This is a genomic window from Mesorhizobium sp. M0062 (genome assembly GCF_040323125.1).
Taxonomy (GTDB): domain Bacteria; phylum Pseudomonadota; class Alphaproteobacteria; order Rhizobiales; family Rhizobiaceae; genus Mesorhizobium.
In genome coordinates this window covers 1-20,860 of record NZ_JAMYUO010000033.1, presented here as the reverse complement: position 1 = coordinate 20,860, position 20,860 = coordinate 1, and the positions used below count along the sequence as shown (strand labels likewise).

Below are 20,860 nucleotides of genomic sequence, written 5' to 3'. Positions count from 1 at the left end.
TCCAATAGAACGACGCAAACGCTGCGAAACCGAAGGTTTTGCCGTTTGGAAGTGCGGCTTCCGGCCTCGTTGCCGACGCGCCGCAATCGGAAAGAGCAGGACAATGTCTGCGATCGAAGCCGGCGCTCGTGCGCCGGAAAATCTTTGGCGTCAGGAAATCAGGGCGACGCTGGCGCTGGCCTGGCCGATGGTGCTCACCAATCTCGGCCAGACCGCGATGACCGCCACCGACGTCATGATGATGGGGCGTCTGGGCGCGGACACGCTGGCCAGCGGCGCGCTCGGCGCCAACCTCTATTTCATGCCGCTGATCTTCGGCCTCGGCCTGATGCTGGCGACCTCGCCGATGATCGCCACCGAGCTTGGCCGCCGCCGCTATTCGGTGCGCGATTTGCGCCGCACCGTGCGGCAAGGGCTGTGGCTGGCGATCCTGATCTCGATCCCGATCTGGATGGTGCTGTGGCATGGCGAGGCCATTCTGCTGGCCATGGGCCAGGAGCCGGCATTGGCACATCAGGCCGGCATCTATCTGCGCTGGCTGGAATGGGCGGTGCTGCCCTTCTACGGCTATATCGTGCTGCGTTCCTTCATCTCGGCGCTGGAGCGGCCGGGCTGGGCGCTGATCATCGTCTTCGTCGCCGTCGCCTGCAACGCCTTCTTCAACTGGGTGTTCATGTTTGGCAATCTCGGCGTCACCTCAATGGGCATTGCCGGTTCGGGGCTGGCGACCACGCTGTCGAGCACGTTGATGTTCTGCGGCCTGGCAGCCGTGGTGATGCTGGAGAAGAAGTTTCGCCGCTACCGCCTGTTAGGCCGCTTCTGGCGCTCCGACTGGCCGCGCTTCAAGGGTCTGCTGCGGCTCGGCATGCCGATCGCCGGCATCCTCGCCTTCGAGGTGACGATCTTCAACGCCGCAGCCCTGCTGATGGGCCTGATCGATGCGGATTCGCTCGCCGCGCACGCCATCGCCATCCAGATCGCCTCGATCTCCTTCATGGTGCCGCTCGGCCTCAACCAGGCGGTCACCGTGCGTGTCGGGCTGGCGCATGGCGCAGGCAATCCGGCAGGCGTTTCGCGCGCTGGCTGGACCGCCTTCGTCATCGGCGTCTCGTCCATGGCGCTGATGGCGCTGGTGATGGTGCTGTGGCCGCATCTGTTGATCAGCGCCTTCATCGACATGACCGATCCGGCCAATGCCAGGGTGATCGCGCTGGCCGTGTCGTTCCTGGCCTTTGCCGCACTGTTCCAGATCTTCGACGGCGCGCAAGCCGTTGCCGCCGGCATGCTGCGCGGCCTGCACGACACCAAGGTGCCGATGATCTATGCCGCGATCGGCTATTGGGGCATCGGCCTGCCGCTCGGCGTGCTGCTCGCCTTCCATTTCGGCCTGCACGGCGTCGGCATTTGGATCGGCCTGGCGTCAGGTCTGGCCGTGGTGGCGGTGCTGCTGCTCGCGCGCTGGCTGCGGCGGGATAAGATTGCGCCGCCGCTCGTCTTCAGCCATTGAAGACGCACCAAGCGGTCCGTCAGCTGCCCGAAGCAGTCACTGCAGAGCAGATGTCTGGTGTCGCCTTTTGGACCGGAAGCGGCCGAACGCTTCGGGCGTGGGATCTTCAAAAGCGGACTCTCAGTTCGACGCGAGCATCGTTGCGAGTGAACGATCCCAGACTCTCGCTGCTTTTCAGAACCGGGTAGAACGCTCTGCCGGTTGGGGCGACTTCAAGCCGTGGCAAGAGCATTCCGGATTGGCCGGAAGTCGCGCCGCGGTCTCCAGCGCAACCCGCGAGGCTGTCATAGAGAGGCTCGGCAGCACGTGCTCCTGCAGCAATTTCTGGCGCTCGCGGTCCATATAGTCGTTGAAGCCGGCCGTGACGAACGCAAGGGGCACGAAACAGGCGCCGATCTCGCGCGATAAGGTGGCCTCAGGGGCGATCGAGTGGTTGAGCACGTCCGCTCCCATGTTTCGATACGCCAGAGCTTCGGCGGGAGTTGTCAGTCGCGGCCCGTAGCAGTGGGCAGCCACCAACTGCTGCTCGATGCCATGGACGCGGCATCCGGCTGGCCAATGGCGCCGGGCGGTCTCGGCCAACAATGCCGCACATCTTGGACATACGATCTGCTTGCCCGAGCAGTCGAAGCTCTGGCGGCCAGGCAGAAGTGAAAACGGGGTCTGCGACAGTTCGATGATATCGGCGTTTACGACTATGTCGCCGGGCTGGATCGCCTTGTTGACGGCGCCAACAGTCGAGCAGGCCAGCACTTGCCTTACACCCGCTTTCATCAACACCCAGAACGCGCGGCGATGACAGGAATGGTCGATATGGTCTCGGGGATTGCCGTGCGAATACATGCACAGGGCACGTTTCGTTTTGCCCTCGACGGTAATAGATGCATCGAATTCGAGCAGTTTCCAATTGTCGCTGGGACCGAAAGGGGTTTCGAAACTCATGTCTCGTTGCAAGGTGCGGACGCCATCGACTTCGACATCTTCCGGAAAGGCGAGACCCCAATTCGCCGAGCCGGTGATGATCGCCAACCCCACCTGGGGTATGTCCGTTGAATGATCCGCCAGATCGTCGGCTGCATGATGATTGTTGGGCATGTTTCCAATCTCGGTCAGGATTTTTGGCGAAGGGTCACGACGAGGACAACGACCACGACGATGACGGTCCACAAGGTCGAAATCGCCGCAATGGTCGGGTCGATCTGATCGCGCAGCGACAGGAACATGAGCTTCGGCAGCGTGCTGTTTTGACCACTCGCGACGAAGATCGAAATGACGGATTCATCGAGCGAGGTCAGGAAGGCCATCAGCGTGGCCGACAACAGACTTATCCGAAGTTGGGGGACAATTATTCCGCCAATGGCTCTTGCCCAGTTTGCGCCCAGGCTGCGCGCCGCCTGAACCTGGTTCCAGTCAAAGCGGGCCAAGGCGGGCACCAACACAATGCAGGCGACCGGAATGGCCAGCACCACATGTCCGACCAGGACACCGAACAGCGTTCCGACCAGACGTTGGGCCGCCAGAACAAAGAAGAGACCAATCGCGAGCAGGATTCCCGGCACGATAGAAGGGGTTAGCAGAATACCCTGAATGGCAATGGCGGCCTTTCCGCCGAGCCGATTTATCGAAATGCAGGCCAGCAGCCCCAGGGGCACTGCGATCATAGCCGTCAATGTGCCAAGGATCAGGCTCGTCCTGAGTGCGGCCATCCATGCCGCCGAACCGAAGAAAGCCTCGTACCAGCGCAACGAGTATGCGCGCGGCGGGAACTCCAAAAGATTAGACGCCGAAAAAGAGAGCGGCACGACGACGAGCGTCGGCAGCATCAGGAACGCCATAACGAGCGCGCAAAAGCTCCACAGGAGGATGCGGGCCAGCCTGCTATCTGGATAGGCTTCAAGCATGGGCTGTGCCGATGCTGCGTCCGGCAATCAGCCGCCGCGCAGCCAGGAACATCACCCCCACCAACGCCATTAGTACGAGGAGCAGGATGCCCAGGACGCTCGCCGAGCCCCAATCCTGGAAGGTCGATAGCGTGCGCTCGATCCGGGTGGAAAGAGGGTTCACCTTGCCGCCGCCAAGCACCGCGGGCGTGATGAAGAACCCTATGGTGTAAATGAAGACGATGATCGAACCCGAGAAGATGCCGCCGGCCGAAAGCGGCAGAATGACCGTGCGGATCGTTTGTCCGAGCGTGGCGCCCATGCTCGCCGACGCGCGAACGAGGTTTGCATCGATATCGCGCATCGCCGCATAAACGGGCAGCAGGAAGAGCGGCAGCATGTAGTGAACCATGCCGATGAGCGTTCCCGTTAAGTTGTAGACCAGCGGCAAGGGCTCAGCTGTCAGGCCTGAACCGGTCAAAGCCGCGTTGATCAGGCCATCGCGTCGCAACAGAACGAGCCAGCCATACGTGCGCACCAGAATGGAGGTCCACAACGGCAGCATGACGAAGGCCATCAGCAAATTGGCCACCCTTGGTCTGGTGCTGGCCAGGGCGAGCGCCAAGGGGGTACCGAGTAGAATGCAGATCGCCAGCGTGCCCACGGACAGCTCAAGGGTGGTGACGAGTGCCGACCATGTCAGTCCGCTCGAAAGCACTTTCTCGTAGTTGCCGACGGTGTATTCACCCGCTGTGGTGAGGAAGGATTGCCGGATAATCCAGACGATGGGCAGGATCGCCGCCAGCCCAACGATCAAAAGCGCGGGCACTGAAAGCGACAGGAAGAACCGCCGCTCGCGTCGTGCGTCTGCCGCGAGCGCAGGATCGGCGATGACGGTCACGCTCCTGCTCCCGGTATCGCGTGAACTTTCGCTGCCGGTGCATATGCGGTCACTCGCTGACCGGTGGCAAGCTCGCCGCAGCCGCTGGCCATCGCCGCCGGAACGCAGACAAGAATCTCTTGCCCGCCGTCAAGCGCCAGCGTCAAAAGCCAGTTCTCGCCGCGAAACGCCTTGGCGCGCAGCGTTCCCTCGAGCGCCACCCCGTCTCGCCCGACGAGCTTCGCATCAAGATGGAAACTTTCGGCGCGGATCATCAGAGCTTCGCTTGATGCATCGGCGCCGTCTATTCTGCGCACCGCGCCCGGGGCCACAATGTTGGCCTCACCCATGAACTCCGCGACAAAGCGGGTCGATGGACGATCATAAATCCGCTGTGGCGTGTCGATCTGCTGAATACGGCCGGAATTCATCACCGCGACCCGGTCTGACATGATCAGTGCTTCGCGCTGGTCATGCGTCACATAAATCGTGGTGATCCCCAGATCATCGTGCAGACGCCGGATCTCGTACTGCATGGTTTCGCGCAAATTCTTGTCGAGCGCCGACAACGGCTCGTCCATCAGCATCACGCGCGGCTCGAAGACGATCGCCCGCGCTAACGCAACCCGCTGGCGCTGGCCGCCGGACAATGCGGCAATGTTGCGCTCCGCCAAACCTTCGAGCTTCACGCGGTCCAAAGTGTCGAGCGCCCGCTGGCGGGCGTCGGCTTTCGGTACCTTGCGCAGCACCAGCGGATACTCAACATTTGCCAGAACGTTCATGTGGGGAAACAGGGCGTAGTTCTGGAAGACTATGCCGATGTTGCGCCTGTTCGGGGCCAGGCGGGTAATGTCGCGATCGCCCAACAGAAGTCTACCGGAATCCGGCCGGACAAAGCCGGCCAGAGCCATGAGCAGCGTGGTCTTGCCCGATCCCGATGGCCCCAGCAGCGTGAGGAATTCGCCAGCCCGAATGTCGAGCGAGACATCGTCCAGCGCGACGTAAGATCCATAGGTCTTGCGCACGCTGTCGATGGTGATCGGGAGCGACTTCATCATGTGCTCAAGCCTTAGAGCTGAGACTCAGCGGGCCATCATCTCATCGAAGGCTTTTTGGGCAGCCTCGCCATTCCTGACCCACCATTCTGAATTCGAAAACACCGAAGTGCCGGCATTTTCAGGCGCGGTCGCCAGCGTCTTGAGACGGTCCTCGGGGATAAGGCCACCCTCATAGCCAGCAGGATTGACCGGGCCATAGGCTATGAAGTCGGTCAGCTTCGCCACGCGCGCGGGCTGTGTCATCGCTGCGATGAGCTTCATAGCTGCTTCCTTGTTCGGCGCCCCTTTCGGCACCGCAAGACAGTCGGTGCCAATGACGGAACCCTTGAACGTGTAGTCGGCCGCGCCGCCATCTGCTTTTACGGTTTGGGCCCGCCCGTTCCAGGTAACGACCAAATCCGCCTCACCATCTTTCAGCAACTGCGCCGACTGCGCTCCCGAGGTCCACCAAACGGCGACATTTGGCTTGAGTGCTTCGAGCCGCTTGATAGCGCGATCCAGACCCTCTGGCGTGCTGAGAACGGGATAGACGTCCGCCGGTGCTACGCCATCGGAGAGCAGCGCGATCTCGATCGAGTCCTGGGCATTGGCACGCAGCGCACGACGGCCGGGGAATTTGGCAACGTCCCAGAACTCCGCCCATGTCTTCGGCGGGTTTTCGCCATAGGTCTTGGTGTTCCACGACAAGACGGTGCCATAGGAGTCGAATGGATAGCAGTAGTCGGACTTTGCGCCGTCCGGCACGGCCTTTGGGTCGATGATCGTGTAGTCGAGCGGCTCCAGCAGCGACTGTGCGGCGGCCTGCGCGCCCTCCGGTGAGCCCAGGTGAATGACGTCGGTTGTGACCGCGCCCGAGGTAACCTGCATCTTCAGGGCGGCCAAGCCGTCGCTGAGGGTCTCCTCGCGGACAGCATAGCCAAGCTCTTTTGCAGCGGGGGCCCACATGGCTTCCTTCATGGCGTTGCCATAATCGCCGCCCGCGGTCGTGAGGGTGACTGATTGGGCATAGACCGGCACGGCGGCCGAGAATGCGAATGCCGTCAATGAAATGCGTAACCAAGACATAGGTTCTCCTCCCTAGAATTTGTTGAGACGCGCTAAAAATGGCCAATTATTGCCAATCGTAACGTTACGATTGCATCCAATTGCAGGAGAGTCAAGCTGCTTTAGCGAGAGCTTGGATTGACCGTGAGGTGGAATTCGGTCACGTAGTGGAAGTCAGCAAATCAGCCGGCGCTTTCGCAAATGAGGTCGGGCGACATGACCAACCTGAAACAGATCGCGGCGGAACTTTCCCTTTCGGTGACCACCGTATCCCGCGCGCTGAAGGATGGGCCGGAGGTTCATCCCGCCACCATCGCTCGCGTCAAGGAAGTGGCGCAGCGGGTCGGCTATGTGCCAAATCATCATGGCTTCGCGCTCAAAACTGGCCGCACGCTGACGATGACAGCAATCTACCCGATGGAAACACAAGATCACCTGTCCGATCTGTTGAAGCTTCCGTTAATCGAAGGCATGACGCTGGCGGCGCGGCAAGCGGGTTATAGTCTATCCATCTACTCCACCACGCCCGATGATGACCCCATCGAGAGTGTGCAGCGACAGCTTCAGGCGGGCAGCACAGACGGACTGATTATCACGCGCATGGTCTCGGGTGATCCACGCGTTAAGCTATTGCTGGATAGAGGCATGCCATTCGTCGCGTTTGGAAGAACTGACCTGGATACAGCATATCCTTATGTCGACATCGACAATGAACAGATTGCCTACGAGGCGACCCGGCGGCTCATGGACAAGGGCTGCCGACGCATTGCGCTGCAACTTCTCGTTCCGGGCGACCAGGCGAGTGCCATGCGTCTTTCCGGGTATGGAAGGGCAATGGCCGAGGCTGGTATTCCGATCGACCAGTCGCTGATCGGTCATGGAATGTTCACCATGGAATCGAGCGCAGCCTGGTTCGATCGCATGCTGGCCTGGTCAGATCCGCCGACGGGCTTGGCTTGCGCCAACGAACTGGGCCTTCTGGGGGCACTACACGCTCTTGGCAGAAGAGGTCTCGCGCCAGGGAGTGACATCCACATTGTCACTCGGGACAGCACGCGGCTGTCACGTTTCTTGCCTGCGAAGATCGGCGTTCATTTCGTGGACATAGCGGGTGTCGGACGCAAACTTGTCGAAGTCCTGGAGAGCCGGATCGTCAATCCCCTCGGGCCGGTGGAGACGGTCTTGTTCAAAGGTGAGTTCGACCCTGGCGAATAGTCGGGCGAAGAAGTCAGTTGTCCGCTTTCGAGGAGCACTTAGGTTCACCCCTGAGTCCGAGATGAGGCGCGAAGCTGCCGCCTGCGCGAGTGCATAGGGTGCACTCAGCACCTTCATGGCATTGGTGGTCTGAGCAGCGATCGAGGGGTGCTGTACTGGTGCTGTTACTTAGAATGATTGCGCTCAGCTCCCGTCGGACGACATCGCGCCGAGCAATCTGCGAATATCGCCGAACCTGGCGATCGAGCCGAACACCAGTGCCGCCACCGCGACGAAGAACACCGACACCGAAGCCATGGTCGGCGTGTAGCCATAGCGCAGCGCGTTGAAGATCTTGATCGGCAGCGTCTCGGTGGTGAAGCCGATCGTCATGTAGGCGACGATGTATTCGTTGAGCGACAAGACGAAGGCGAAGGCGTAGCCCGAGACGAGGTAGGGCAGGATCAACGGCAGCACCACGGTTTTCAGCACTGTGCGGTCGTCGGCGCCCATGGTGGCGGCGGCCTCTACCAGCGAGCGGTCGATCGAGGCAAAGCCCAGCGACAGCGTCACCAGCGGCAGCGTCACGAAGAAGATGGCGTGGCTGATGATGGCGGTGAAGAACTGGCCGAACAGCCCGACCGTCGCCCAGAAGGAGAGGAAGCCGAGCGCTGTGATGACCGGCGGCAGGATGAAGGGGGCAAGCCCCAGCAGCTGAAAGATATTTGCCCAGGGCGCGATGCGCCGCCACAGGAACCAGGCCAGCGGCAGCGCCACCGCAACGGCAATCGCCGCCGAACAGACGGCGAGCGTCACAGAATGGATCAGCGCCAGCCGCCATTCCGGATCGGTGAAGATCTGGGCGTACCAGGCGAGCGAGAAGCCGACCGGCGGGAAGCTGAGCTCCTGCCGCGAATTCACCGACACGCCGGCGACGACGATCAGCGGCGCCGCCAGGAACAAAGCGACGATGGTGAAATAGACACGGCGCAGCAAGGTCGCGGTCATAGGGCGTTCTCCCTTCTTCCGACGAGCAGTGTCAATCCGACCAGCGCCAGCGAGATCAGCACCAGGAACACCGCCATTGCGGCCGCGAACGGCATGTTGGACTGGTAGATCGCCTGGTCGGTGATCAGCACCGACAGCGTCCAGTGTTGCGGCCGTCCCAGAATCTGCGGCAAAAGATACGAGCCGAGGGCGAACACGAAGACCATGATCAGTGTCGCCACAATGGTGTTGCGCAATGCCGGCGCGACGACGTTGAAGAAGGCGCGGATCGGCGAGGCGCCGAGCGTGCGCGCTGCCTCGAGCAATGTCGGGTCGAGGCGCACGAGGGCGGGGTACAGCACCAGGATCGTATAGGGCAGCGCCTGGTAGACCATGCCGGTCAGCACCGCGCCAAAGGTCGGCAGCAGCGCCACCGGCTTGTCCATCAGCCCGATCGCCACGAACAGATTGGTGATGCCGGCGGTGCGCGAAAACAGCGTCGACCAGGCAAAGCCGATGATGACTTCCGACAGCGACAGCACCGACAGCAGGCCGACCAGCCACAGCGTCTGCACACGGCGCGGCCGACGGGTCAAAAGGTAGGTGAAGGGAAAGGCGATGGCCACGCAGCAGACGGCGACCAGCACCGCCAGCAGCAGCGAAAAGCCGAGCACGCCGCCGAAGAACACCGACAGGAAGCGGGCGTAATTGTCGAACACGAAATCCGGCGTGTAGAAACCGGACGGGTTGCGCTTGAAGAAGCTCACCGCGATCATCGTCGAGAACGGCACGACGAAGAAGACGATCAGCATCAGCGCCGGAAAGAACAGCGGCGTGTAGTCGGCTATCGACTTCGGCGCTTCGCGTCTCATGCGCCGAGCACCACGCAGCTTGCCGGCGGCAGTGTGACGCCGACCTTGGCGCCGACCGGCACGTCATGCCGCTCGCGCGGCGTCGTCACCGCAATGATGCTGGTGCCGCCGACGTCGACGAAGGTCTCGATGGTGCCGCCGAGATCGCGCACGAAACTCACCTCGCCGGTGATGGCCGAGCCGCCGGGGCTGCCGAGATGCACATCCTCGGGGCGGACCGATACAGACGCTTTAGTCTGACCCGCCGGCATGGCAAGACCTGGAATGGCTGTGCCCAGAATGGTGGTGCGCCCGGTGCTGTCGATCTCGGCCGGCAGCAGATTGGTGATGCCGATGAAGTCGGCGACGAAGGCGTCGGCCGGCTTGCGGTAGATCTCGATCGGCGGCGCCGCCTGCAGGATCCTGCCGTGGCCCATGACGACGACGAGGTCGGCCATGGTCATGGCTTCGCGCTGGTCGTGGGTGACGACGATGGTGGTGATGCCCAACCGCTGCTGCAACTGGCGCAGTTCCACCTGCATGGCCTCGCGCAGTTTGGCGTCGAGCGCCGACAGCGGCTCGTCGAGCAGGAACAGTTTCGGCGACAGCGCCAAGGCCCGTGCAATTGCCACGCGCTGGCGCTGACCGCCCGACAGTTTGGCCACCGGGCGGTCGGCAAAGCCGGTCAGATGGGTGAGGCCCAGCAACTCGTCGACGCGCTTCTTCTGCTCCTCCTTCGAGGCGCCGCGAATGCGCAGCGCATAGGCAATGTTGTCGCCAACAGAGAGATGCGGAAACAGGGCCAGCGACTGGAACACCATGCCGAGATTGCGCTTGTGCGTCGGCAAAGGCGTGATGTCCTCGCCGTCGAGGACGATGGCGCCGCTGGTCGGCTCCTCCAGTCCGGCAATCATGCGCAGCAGCGTGGTCTTGCCGCAGCCCGATGGGCCGAGCAGACACACGAACATGCCATGCGGCACGTTGAGCTGGACATTGTCGACGGCGGCGAAGTTGCCGAATTTTTTGGTGACGGCGTTGATATCTAGTCCGGACATGCTCATCCCTCTCAGGCTGTGCGCTGGAGCAATTCCAGGAAATGGCCGCCGGAAGAGGTCCGGCGGCCGATCAGTTTTTAAGCGGATCGAACGGCTCAGCCGACGATGAGCTCGGTCCACTTCTGGTTGATCCAGTCGGCCTTCGACGTATAGAGGTCATAGCGCGGGATGATCGGATCGATATCCGACGACACCGCGGCGAACTCTTCCGGCTTGAGATCAAGCACCTCCTTCTTCAGCGTCGGCGTGGTGCCGACCTTGCGCGACATCAGGCCCTGCATTGACGGCTGGCTCATATAGTCGATGAATGCATGTGCCTCGTCGACCTTGGTCGAGGCGCGCGACAGCACCCAATTGCCGGAGTCCTGGATGCCGCCTTCCTTCGGGAAGGTCGAGCGGACATGGAAGCCGTCGGCGACCGCGAGGCCGGTGACGTCGTGATAATACTGGCCCATCGGGATCTCGCCCGACTTCAGCGCCTGCTCGAACTGCGCCTCGTCGCGATACCACAGCCGGACATTCGGCTTGAGCTCGGCGAGCTTTTCGAACGCCTTGTTCAGTCCGTCCTCGGTGTCGAGCGCATTGGTGCCGCCCATGAAGGTCTTGGCCGTCACTTCGAGCAGGAACGAGTTCGAGGCAAGCGCCAGCAGGCCGAGCTTGTCCTCATTGGCCTTGTCCCACAGCGTCTCCCATGAGGTCGGCGCATCCTTGTAGACGTCGGTGTTGGAGACCAGCGTGATCCACCAGGCGACGGCGCCGATGCCAGCAACACGGCCATCCGGATATTTGTTGACGAAGCGCGGCAAGAGGTCATTGTAGTGCTTGAACTTCGACGTATCGAGCGGCGTCCACAATTCGGTCGACTGGCCCTTCAGCGTCGAGGTCTGCGACATCATCGAAAGGTCGGCCGGCGCCTGGCCTGCCTTGGACGCCTGTTCGAGCTGCACCAGCCAGGCTTCGCCGGTCGGCTCGGCGACCGATTCCACTGCAATGCCGGTGGCCTTGGTGAAATCGGGGAAGACGTGCTCGTCGAAGGATTTCTTGAAATAGCCGCCATAGACGCCGACCTTCAGCGACTTGTCCTGCGCGCGCAGGATCGACGGCATGGCGAGCACGCCGGCTGTAGCGAGGCCCGCACCAAGCACGCCGCGCCGTGTCAGGGATTTTCCAATCAGTCTGTTCATCTGGTTTCTCCTCAGTTGATGCCGTTCTATTCCGGCAGGTTCCCTTCACGCACTGTCGCCGCCTGGCGTCAGTGGGCCGCCGCTCGTTGTTCGAGCGTACGGGCGTATTGCGTCAGTGGAAAGCACATGACGAAGAAGATCAGCGCCACCAGCCCGTAGACCTTGAACGGTTCGAAGGTGGCGTTGTTGATGGCGTTGGAGGTTCTGACCAGCTCCTCGAAGCCGATGATCGAGGTCAGCGCCGTCGATTTGATCAACTGCACCAGGAAGCCGACGATCGGTGCCCTTGTGATCGAGAACGCCTGCGGCAGGATGATCAGCCTGAGCTCCTGCAGACGGTGCAGCCCAAGGCTGGCGCCAGCGTCCCACTGCCCGCGCGGCAGCGCATCGACGCCGCTGCGCCAGATCTCGGCCAGATAGGCGCTGGCGAAGAAGGTCAGGCCGAGCACCGCTGCCGTCCATGGCTCGATGCGCAGGCCGAGCATCGGCAGGCCGAAGAACATCAGGAACAGCTGCATCAACAGCGGCGTTCCCTGGAACAGGGCGATGTAGCCGGAAGCGATGCGCCGGCTCCATTTATTTTCGGCGATGCGGAAGAACAGCACGATCAGCCCTACCACCGCCCCGCCGACAAAGGCCGCCAGCGACAACAGCACCGTCCAGCGGGCGGCGAGCAGCAGATTGCGAACGATGTCCCAGAAGGTGAATTCGATCATGTGACACCTGCCCCCAACACGCGGCGCCCGCCTGTGACCAGCAGCCGGCGCAAGGCCATGGACAGGACGAGGTAGACCAAGGTCACGACGAAATAGGTTTCGAAGGACCGGAAGGTGCGGGCTTGCAGCATGTCGGCCTCATAGGTCAGCTCGCGCACGGCGATCTGCGACACCACGGCCGATTCCAGCATCATGATGACGATCTGGCTGGTCAGCGCCGGATAGATCACCTTGAGCGCCTGCGGCAGCACGATCTTGACAAACACCTGGCGTGGCCGAAGCCCGAGTGCCAAGGCGGCTTCCGTCTGTCCGCCGGGCACGGCATCGAGACCGGCGCCGACGATTTCAATGGTGTAGGCCGCCATGTTGAGCGTCATTGCCAGCATGGCGGCCAGGATCGGGTCGAGCCTTATGCCGAGGCTGGGCAGGCCGAAGAAGATGAAGAACAGCTGCACCAGGAACGGCGTGTTGCGCATCACCTCGACATAGACCGCGATGGCGCGCTTCACGAATACCGGGCCGTTGCGCCGGCCGGCAGCGCCCAGGATGCTGAGCAGCGTGCCCACGAGCGTGGTCACGACGATCAACAGGATCGTCGTGGCCGCGCCGCGCGCGATGTCGCCCACAGCACCTGGGAGCCAGGCAAAGGCCACGAGAACTCAATCCTTGAGGTTGTCGGGATTGAGCGGCGTCTTCAGCCAGGCCTTCGAGCTCTCGTCGAGCTTGCCGTCGGCCAGCATCTTGGCAACCGCATCATTGACCGCCGTCTTCAGCCGGTCCTCTTTCTTGTTGAGGCCGATATGCGAAGGCGAGGTCAAAAGCTGGAACTTCTGCTCCGGCTTCAGCGCGTCCTGCTTGGCCAGCACCTGCGCGCCGACATCATTGCCGACCACCATCAGCTGGGTCTGGCCGGAGATGAAGGCCTGGATGACGGAATTGTAGTTGTCGAAGCGCTTGATGTCGGCCGATGACGGCGCCGCTTCGGTCAACGACGTATCCTCGAGCGTGCCGCGATTGACGGCGATCGACTTGTCGGCGAGATCTTCCTTGCCTTTGATCGAAAGCGCTGCCGGACCGATGACGGCGATGTAGTAGGGCGCATAGGCGGCGGCGAAATCGATCACCTCCTCGCGCTCCTTGGAATAGCCGACGCTCATCAGGATATCGACGCGCTTGTCGGTGAGATACGGGATGCGGTTCTGGCCGGTGACGCTGACCAGATTGAGCTTCACCTTGAGTGAATCGGCGATCGCCTGCGCGACGTCGACGTCGTAACCCTTGATGCTCATATCGGCGCTGGCCGAGGAGAAGGGCGGAAAGTCGGAGAAGATGCCGACATTGATGGCGCCGGCCTTGGTGATGTCGTCGACGGCGTCGGCATTGGCCTGGGCGGCGAAGCCGAGGCCGGCGAGCATCAGCGCGGCGGCGATGGTTGATTTCATTTGGATTGTCATTGGTATTCCCCTTCTGGAAGCTTGTTTGTTTTGGAAACGGCCGCCGGCTCCAGCGCGGCGGCCGCCTTTGCATGTGAAATCCGTCAGGCCCCCTTGCCGGTGATCGCCGGGCTGAACACCATCAGGCTCAGGATCTCGAACAGGACCTGGGCGCCGACATGGGCGGTGTTGGTGGTCGCGTCATATTGCGGCGCCACCTCGACGACGTCGCCGCCGACGATGTTGAGGCCTTTCAAGCCGCGCAGCAGTTCGAGCACTTCGCGCGTCGTCAGGCCGCCGATTTCCGGCGTGCCGGTGCCTGGCGCGAAGGCCGGATCGACACTGTCGACGTCGAAGGAAATGTAGGTCGGGCCGTCGCCGACTATTCTGCGCGCCTTCTCGATGATGGCCGGGATGCCGAGACCCGTCACCTCTTCGGCATGCACGACCGTCATGCCGGATTCATAGGTGAACTCCCACAGATACTCCGCCGAGCCGCGGATGCCGATCTGGATGGTGCGGGTGGGGTCGAGCACGCCGTCCAGCACCGCGTTGCGGAACGGTCCGCCATGATGGAACTTGGTCATGTCGAACAGCCCGCTTGTGTCGCAATGAGCGTCGATATGGATCATGCCGACCGGCGCCTTTTTGCCGACCGCCTTCAGGATCGGATGGCTGATCGAGTGGTCGCCTCCGACCGAGAGCGGCAGCACGCCGGCATCGACGATCTGGTTGGTGCGGCGCTCGATATCTTCGTGGCTGACCTCCAGCCGGTAGCGGCTGCGGAACGGCGTATCGCCGATGTCGGCGACGCGCAGCTCATGCGTCGGCGCGCATTCCAGCACATGATTGTAAGGGCCGATGCGCTCGATGGCGCGCAGCGCCCTTGGCCCGAAGCGCGAGCCGGGCCGGTTGGTGACGCCGAGATCCATCGGCACGCCGATGATCGCCACCTGCAAATCGCCGAAATCCGGATTGTCGGCAGCGATTTCACGGTAGGGCGCGGCGAGGAAGGTGGGGATGCCGGCATAGGGCGCCAGCCTTGTGCCGCTCTTGGAGAAGATCTTGTCCGCGACCTTGCGGAACTTCGGGTCGAACATCTCGCCGCCATGGCTCTCGCCATACTTGCGGCGCAAGGCTTCCAGCTTGCCTCTGTCATAACCCATGTCGGTCTCCTCCTGCGGGCTGATGCATGCGGCCGTGGCGACATCTGCGAACTGACCATCATCCGGCCGGGTCGCTGTCCCGCTGGCTGCCTGTAGATTTCACGTCATTGATGCTGTTGACCTGCCAAAGTGTCCGGCAGCCGCATTGAAAAATCAATTGATATTGTTACGGTGCTGATTGTGAGAAAATCTCACAGAGTATCCGGTTGCTCATGGCCAAGCGTCTGCCCCCCTTGAATCCCTTGCGCGCCTTCGAGGCGACGGCGCGGCATGCCTCGCTGACCAAGGCGGCGAGTGAGCTCAACGTCACCCACGGCGCAATCAGCCACCAGATCAAGGCGCTCGAGCAATCACTCGGCGTAAAACTGTTCGAACGCACCGGACAGCGGGTAAAGCTCACCCCGCACGGCGCCGAATTGCTGCCGGCGGTCTCGACCGCCTTCGACGGCATCGCCGCCGCCACCCAGCGCATGACCAGGCCAGCCAGCGCCGGTACGCTGTCGGTCTCCTGCGTGCCGGCGCTGCTGCTTCTGTGGATGACGCCGCGGCTCGGCAGCTTCATGGCGCAATATCCTGATATCAGGTTGACGCTGATCCCGTCCAACGACCCCAAGGACATCCGCGCCCCACAGGTCGATGTCTGCGTGCTCTATGGCGACGGCAGCTGGACCGATTGCTGGATGCGCAAATGGTCGGGCCTCGAACTGTTCCCGGTGGTCAGCCCGACGCTGATCAACAACCGGCCGCTCCGCATCTGCCGGGATCTTGCTGGCCATGTCATCCTGCATGGCGATGATGGCCGCGAATGGCACACCTGGCTGGCCGCCGCCGATGGGCTCGACCTCGAACGTGGCCGCCGCCACCATCTCGGCGACGCCCGTACGGCGATCGAAGCCGCGGTGCACGGACATGGCGTGGCTCTCGGCGATTCCGTCACCGCCAGCATGCTGCTCGCCAGGGGCCTGCTGGTGGCGCCGTTCAGCCTGTCGGTGCCGGCGGTCGATGATTTCTACGTCGTCTGCCGCAACGAGATGCGTTCGGCGCCTATCGTGCAATTGTTCGTCGACTGGCTGTTTGCCGAAAAGGAACAGGCCGACAGCCGGGCCGACGCGCCGGTGGCCGGCCGCATCGGCAGCCGCAGGAAGCGTCCGGCGCTGCGGGTGGTGGGCGCCAAGAGTTGAGGCTGGACCTGAGCGGCTGCTTTTTGTCGGGCCAGCCCGGAAAGCGGGAGGCGCTTTCAAAAATTCAATGCTAATAAGCTCTTGCCCGGCAATTCCAGGAAAACTGTGCGGCGGTTTCCCGTCCGGAATTGCGTAAGAAAGACGTGAGCAGCGAAGGCGACGGCAGGACATGGCAAGAACCGATATAGCGCGGCGCGTCTACAACCACACCTGGAAGCTGGACCCGATCGTCCGCAGCCTGCTCGACACCGATTTCTACAAGCTTCTGATGCTGCAGATGATCTGGGGCATGTACCCCAAGGTCGACGCCACCTTTTCGCTGATCAACCGCACCACCTCGGTGCGCCTGGCCGACGACATCGACGAAGGCGAATTGCGCGACCAGCTCGACCATGCCCGCACGCTGCGCTTCTCCAAGAAGGAGATGATCTGGCTTGGCGGTAACAATTTCTATGGCCGCAAGCAGATCTTCGAGCCGGAATTCCTCGCCTGGCTGGAAGGTTTTCGGCTGCCCGACTACGAGCTGTCCAAGCGCGACGGTCAGTACGAGCTCTCCTTCAGCGGTCCCTGGATGTACACCACCCTGTGGGAAATCCCGGCGCTGGCGATCATCAATGAGCTTCGTTCCCGCGCCGCCATGCGCGCCTTCGGTCCCTTCGCGCTTGACGTGCTCTATGCACGCGCCAAGGGGAAGATGTGGGCCAAGACCGAACGCTTGAAGGCGCTGCCCGGCATCCGCATCTCCGATTTCGGCACCCGCCGCCGCCATTCCTTCCTGTGGCAGCGCTGGTGCGTCGAGGCGCTCAAGGAAGGCATTGGCGAAGCCTTCACCGGCACCTCGAACGTGCTGCTGGCCATGGACAACGACCTCGAAGCGCTCGGCACCAACGCGCATGAATTGCCGATGGTTTTTGCCGCCCTTGCCAAGTCGGAAAAGGAATTGAAGGAATCGCCCTACAAGGTGCTGCAGGACTGGCAGCGCTATTACGGCGGCAACCTGCTGATCGTGCTGCCCGACGCTTTCGGCACCGCATCCTTCCTGCGCGACGCCCCGGACTGGGTCGCCGACTGGACCGGCTTCCGCCCCGACAGCGCGCCGCCGATCGAAGGCGGCGAAAAAATCATCGACTGGTGGCGCGAGAAGGGCAAGGACCCCAGGCAGAAGCTGCTGATCTTCTCCGACGGTCTCGAGGTCGAAACCATCGAGGAGACCTACAGGCACTTCAAGGGCAAGGTGCGCATGTCCTTCGGCTGGGGCACCAACCTCACCAACGATTTCGAAGGCTGCGCGCCGACCGAAACCAACAGCCTGGATGCGATATCGCTGGTCTGCAAGGTGACGGAGGCCAATGGCCGGCCGGCGGTGAAGCTGTCGGACAATCCGGCGAAAGCGACGGGCGACAAGAAGGAGATCGAGCGCTATCTCCGGATTTTTGGGGCGAAGGACCGCGTGGAGCAGCTGGTCAAGGTTTGAGGGTCGGCGGGTGCCTTGCTGGACGAAATGGAAATCGCGATAGCGTGAGTTGCCGCCCACCCCCCTCTGTCCTGCCGGACATCTCCCCCGCAAGGGGGGAGATTGGCAGCATCGAGTACCGCGCCTCTTTCTTTACCCTTGAAAGTTGGCGAAAGCCCCGGCGACATCCAATCTCCCCCCTTGCGGGGGAGATGGCCGGCAGGCCAGAGGGGGGTGTGAAGGATCGCGTCAGGCTGACATATGTCGCCTGCTCCCCCACCCTCACACTCCTCCCCACCCCTGCCTTCGCCCACGCCTCCGACCGCGGCCACGTCCTCCTCCTCCCGACCGGCTACTATATCGCCGGCGGCGCGCTCGCCGTCGCCGTCAGCTTCCTCGTCCTCGCCCTGCTGCCACCCGACGCCCTCGACCGTTTCTGGCGCCGCCGCTTGCAACTTTTCACCTTCAGCGACACCCCTCGCACAATCATCAGCCTGCTCTCCTTTGCCGGCTTCGCAACCCTCATCGCCGCCGGCCTGTTCGGCAGCCGCGACCCGCTCTCCAATCCGCTGCCGCTAACCATCTGGACGCTGCTCTGGGTCGGCCTTGCCATCGCGCAAGGCCTGTTCGGCGATCTCTGGTCGTGGCTGAATCCATGGTATGGCCCGCGGCGGATCGAAAGCCGCATGTTCAAGTTTCGTGGCCGTGAGGGACAGGAATCGCGTTTGCCTTCATGGCTCGGCTGCTGGCCGGCCGTTATCCTGTTCTTCGCCTTCGCCTGGTTCGAGCTGATCTACCCGGCGCCCGACGACCCGGCGCGGCTTGCCTATGTCGCCGGCCTCTACTGGTTGCTTACCTTCATCGCCATGCTCGCCTTTGGCTACCGCGATTGGAGCCGGCGCGGCGAATTCCTGACGGTGTTCTTCGCCATGGTGGCGCGCTTCGCCCTTGTTGAGCGCGATGAACACGGGCGGCTCGCTCTCTGCTGGCCGGGCTCAAAACTGCTCGGCGCAGCGCCCCCGCCGGCAAGCGGCATCGCCTTCCTGCTGCTCAGCCTGTCATCGGTGTCCTTCGACGGCCTGTCGAAAACCTTCTTCTGGCTCGGCCTGTTCGGCATCAACCCGCTGGAATATCCCGGCCGCACGGCGCTCATCGGCATAAGCAGCTTTGGCCTCGTGCTGACCTTCGTCCTGCTCGCGGCGGCATTCCTGCTGGCTGTCCTCCTCGGCCAGCGCCTTGCCGGCAGCCGACATTCCCACGGCGAGGCCGCCGGGCTGTTGGTCTGGTCGATCGTGCCGATCGCGCTCGCCTATCATGTCGCGCACTATCTGACGGCGCTGCTGGTCGACGGCCAGTATGCGATCGCCGCTTTGTCCGATCCGTTCGCGCTGGGCTGGAACCTGTTCGGCGCCGCCGACATGCAGATCGAGGCCGGCATCGTCGCCGGCGCCGACTCCGCCTGGTGGCTGTGGAACCTGCAGGCCGGCATCATCATCGCCGGGCACATGCTGGCGGTGCTCGTCGCCCATGGCCTGGCCTGGCGACTGCACCATGTGCCATCGCGCGCCGCCCTCAGCCAGTTGCCGCTCACCATACTGATGATTGCCTACACGATCTTCGGCCTGTGGTTGCTTGCCACGCCGACGGCCGGATGAGACAAGCTGATCAATATGCCTTTGCGGAAAGCCCGCTTGCAAGCTCTGTGCTTTGGTGATTTAGTTTGTACACATGCAATTTCTGCCCCTCCTGCAAGGGAGTGGCCTTGCCTCGTTACAGACAGTCAAAACTCAAAAACAGGGGAACTGCCGTGACTGACAAGAATGGGTTTTTCGATCTCTCCAAATCCACCCTTAGCCGCCGCACCGCGCTGAAAGGTCTCGCCGCCGGCGCCGGGCTGACGCTCGCGCCCGGCTTCGTCCGCTACAGCCAGGCGCAGAGTTCAGCGCCAATCAAGATCGGCTTCCAGTCGCACCGCACCGGCATCGGCGCCGCCTATGGCCGCTGGTATGAAAAGACCAGTGCCGCCGCGGTCAAGGCGATCAACGACGCCGGCGGCATCAACGGCCGGCCTGTCGAACTGGTGATCGAGGATGACGGCACCGATCCCGGCCGTGGCGCCGAGGTGGTCGGCAAGTTCGCCACCCAGCACAAGACCGACATCGTCTTCGGCACGCTGTTCTCGCATGTGGTGATCGGCTCGGCGCCGGCCGCCGGCGAAAACAAGATCCCTTATTTCGTCGTCAGCGAAGGCCACCACGTCGCTTCGACCAAGCTCAACCGCTACGTCTTCCAGCCCGGCATCACCGATGTGAAGAGCCAGATCCAGTCGATGGCGCCATGGATCGCGGCCAATGCCGGCAAGAAGGTGACGCAGATCTTCCCCGACTTCGCCTTCGGCTACGACCATCGCGACTACCTGCCGCCGGCGCTGAAGGCGCAAGGCGCCGAGGTCATCGCCCAGATCGCCATCCCGCCGACAGAGTCGTCTTTCACCAAATACTTCCCGCAGATCCCGGCCGAGACCGAGGTCATCTACCATGTCATGGTCGGCCCCGCCGTGCTCACCTTCGTCAAGGAACTCGGCGAGTTCTACGGCTCCAACCGGCCGCAGCTGTTCGGCTTTATCGATTCGCTCGAAGCCACCGACATAAATAGCCCCGGCCTCGAATTTTTGGACGGCAGCCATTTCTGGGAAGGTTCGCCGCGCTATGCGCAGGCCAATGACTCGGCCGCGCAGAAAGCCTACCGCGCCGCTGTCGGCATCGACGACAATGGCGCGGCCGTCGGCGACCCCAAGGACGTCTCCACCGCCGCCCACATGTTCGGCTGCTGGGAGACGCTCTATGTCGTCAAGAAGGCGATGGAAGACGCCGGCTACAAGGGCCCGGAAGACCGCGCCAAGCTGGTCGAGGCGACCGAGGCGCTGACCGAATTCGCCGAAGGGCCGGAGCATCCGCAGGGGCCGAAGACCTTCAACGGCAAGATCCACCAGTGTTTTGGCATCCAGAACATCTCCAAGGTCGAAGGCGGCAAGATGAAGGTCGTCCACAAGACCAAGATCGAGGACGGGCTTTACGAGGCCGAAGGGGATTATACGACGCAGGCGCTGTGAGGCGCCTTACCCTCCCCCTTGTGGGGAGGGTCGGCACGCAAGCTTCGCACTTTTGCGAAGCTTGCGAGACGGGGTGGGGGTCGCGCCGGCCCGTGCCCAACCCCCCCCCGCCCCCGGGGCGGGCACCCACCCCCCCAGGGGAGGGGGAGGGCGGCCGGG

Annotated in this window: 19 protein-coding genes; 6 read left to right on the top strand and 13 right to left on the bottom strand. The window is 62.6% G+C overall.

The window, feature by feature from the left end; translation table 11 throughout:
* Nucleotides 1-103 precede the first annotated feature (103 nt).
* Nucleotides 104-1,507 (top strand): MATE family efflux transporter, encoded by a 1,404-nt coding sequence (locus tag NKJ64_RS27310; protein WP_352463627.1) that lies wholly within the window; start codon nt 104-106, stop codon nt 1,505-1,507.
* 174 nt (nt 1,508-1,681) lie between these two features.
* Here the strand turns inward: NKJ64_RS27310 and NKJ64_RS27305 are convergent, their stop codons facing one another.
* Genes NKJ64_RS27305 through NKJ64_RS27285 form a run of 5 tightly spaced genes read right to left on the bottom strand, consistent with a single transcriptional unit; the run spans nt 1,682 to nt 6,342 of the window.
* Complete coding sequence (locus NKJ64_RS27305; RefSeq protein ID WP_352463626.1) at nt 1,682-2,602, bottom strand: phosphorylase family protein; 921 nt, start codon at nt 2,600-2,602, stop codon at nt 1,682-1,684.
* A 14-nt stretch (nt 2,603-2,616) separates the two neighbouring features.
* Nucleotides 2,617-3,408, bottom strand: coding sequence for an ABC transporter permease (locus tag NKJ64_RS27300; protein ID WP_023703703.1), 792 nt, complete (start codon nt 3,406-3,408; stop codon nt 2,617-2,619).
* Nucleotides 3,401-4,288, bottom strand: coding sequence for an ABC transporter permease (locus NKJ64_RS27295; protein ID WP_023703702.1), 888 nt, complete (start codon nt 4,286-4,288; stop codon nt 3,401-3,403). The genes NKJ64_RS27300 and NKJ64_RS27295 overlap by 8 nt, the downstream gene beginning before the upstream one ends.
* Nucleotides 4,285-5,322, bottom strand: a complete 1,038-nt coding sequence (locus NKJ64_RS27290) for an ABC transporter ATP-binding protein (RefSeq protein ID WP_023700444.1) — start codon at nt 5,320-5,322, stop codon at nt 4,285-4,287. The genes NKJ64_RS27295 and NKJ64_RS27290 overlap by 4 nt, the downstream gene beginning before the upstream one ends.
* A gap of 27 nt (nt 5,323-5,349) precedes the next feature.
* Nucleotides 5,350-6,342: an ABC transporter substrate-binding protein gene (locus NKJ64_RS27285; RefSeq protein ID WP_352463625.1), complete on the bottom strand. Its 993-nt coding sequence runs from the start codon at nt 6,340-6,342 to the stop codon at nt 5,350-5,352.
* Between the two features lie 243 nt (nt 6,343-6,585).
* Between NKJ64_RS27285 and NKJ64_RS27280 the strand changes: the two genes are divergently transcribed.
* Entirely contained in the window at nt 6,586-7,584 is a 999-nt protein-coding gene (locus NKJ64_RS27280; protein ID WP_023815995.1) for a LacI family DNA-binding transcriptional regulator, read from the top strand.
* 183 nt (nt 7,585-7,767) lie between these two features.
* On the opposite strand, the gene NKJ64_RS27275 is transcribed toward NKJ64_RS27280, so the two are convergent.
* From NKJ64_RS27275 to speB, 8 genes are all read right to left on the bottom strand, one after another.
* Complete coding sequence (locus tag NKJ64_RS27275; RefSeq protein ID WP_352443567.1) at nt 7,768-8,571, bottom strand: ABC transporter permease; 804 nt, start codon at nt 8,569-8,571, stop codon at nt 7,768-7,770.
* Nucleotides 8,568-9,422, bottom strand: coding sequence for an ABC transporter permease (locus NKJ64_RS27270; RefSeq protein ID WP_023703699.1), 855 nt, complete (start codon nt 9,420-9,422; stop codon nt 8,568-8,570). Before NKJ64_RS27270 ends, NKJ64_RS27275 begins: the two co-directional genes overlap by 4 nt.
* Nucleotides 9,419-10,456 (bottom strand): ABC transporter ATP-binding protein, encoded by a 1,038-nt coding sequence (locus tag NKJ64_RS27265; RefSeq protein ID WP_023829338.1) that lies wholly within the window; start codon nt 10,454-10,456, stop codon nt 9,419-9,421. The genes NKJ64_RS27270 and NKJ64_RS27265 overlap by 4 nt, the downstream gene beginning before the upstream one ends.
* 95 nt (nt 10,457-10,551) lie before the next feature.
* Entirely contained in the window at nt 10,552-11,640 is a 1,089-nt protein-coding gene (locus NKJ64_RS27260) for an ABC transporter substrate-binding protein (protein ID WP_023671275.1), read from the bottom strand.
* A gap of 68 nt (nt 11,641-11,708) precedes the next feature.
* Complete coding sequence (locus NKJ64_RS27255) at nt 11,709-12,356, bottom strand: amino acid ABC transporter permease (RefSeq protein WP_023671276.1); 648 nt, start codon at nt 12,354-12,356, stop codon at nt 11,709-11,711.
* Nucleotides 12,353-13,009 carry an amino acid ABC transporter permease gene (locus tag NKJ64_RS27250; protein ID WP_023683571.1) on the bottom strand — a complete coding sequence of 219 codons (657 nt, stop codon included), beginning with the start codon at nt 13,007-13,009 and terminating at the stop codon, nt 12,353-12,355. The genes NKJ64_RS27255 and NKJ64_RS27250 overlap by 4 nt, the downstream gene beginning before the upstream one ends.
* Nucleotides 13,010-13,015: 6 nt before the next feature.
* Nucleotides 13,016-13,810 carry a transporter substrate-binding domain-containing protein gene (locus tag NKJ64_RS27245; protein WP_352463624.1) on the bottom strand — a complete coding sequence of 265 codons (795 nt, stop codon included), beginning with the start codon at nt 13,808-13,810 and terminating at the stop codon, nt 13,016-13,018.
* 83 nt (nt 13,811-13,893) lie between these two features.
* A complete protein-coding gene (gene speB / locus NKJ64_RS27240) occupies nt 13,894-14,955 on the bottom strand; it encodes an agmatinase (RefSeq protein WP_023714542.1) in 1,062 nt (353 codons plus the stop codon).
* Nucleotides 14,956-15,167: 212 nt separating this feature from the next.
* Between speB and gcvA the strand changes: the two genes are divergently transcribed.
* The 4 genes from gcvA (at nt 15,168) to NKJ64_RS27220 (ending at nt 20,701) form a co-directional block, all read left to right on the top strand.
* Nucleotides 15,168-16,136, top strand: coding sequence for a transcriptional regulator GcvA (gcvA, locus tag NKJ64_RS27235; RefSeq protein ID WP_023671280.1), 969 nt, complete (start codon nt 15,168-15,170; stop codon nt 16,134-16,136).
* 169 nt (nt 16,137-16,305) lie between these two features.
* Entirely contained in the window at nt 16,306-17,610 is a 1,305-nt protein-coding gene (pncB, locus tag NKJ64_RS27230; RefSeq protein ID WP_023683568.1) for a nicotinate phosphoribosyltransferase, read from the top strand.
* A 191-nt stretch (nt 17,611-17,801) separates the two neighbouring features.
* Nucleotides 17,802-19,244, top strand: coding sequence for a hypothetical protein (locus tag NKJ64_RS27225; protein ID WP_352463623.1), 1,443 nt, complete (start codon nt 17,802-17,804; stop codon nt 19,242-19,244).
* A gap of 152 nt (nt 19,245-19,396) precedes the next feature.
* A complete protein-coding gene (locus NKJ64_RS27220; RefSeq protein ID WP_023671283.1) occupies nt 19,397-20,701 on the top strand; it encodes an ABC transporter substrate-binding protein in 1,305 nt (434 codons plus the stop codon).
* The last annotated feature ends 159 nt before the right edge of the window (nt 20,702-20,860 follow it).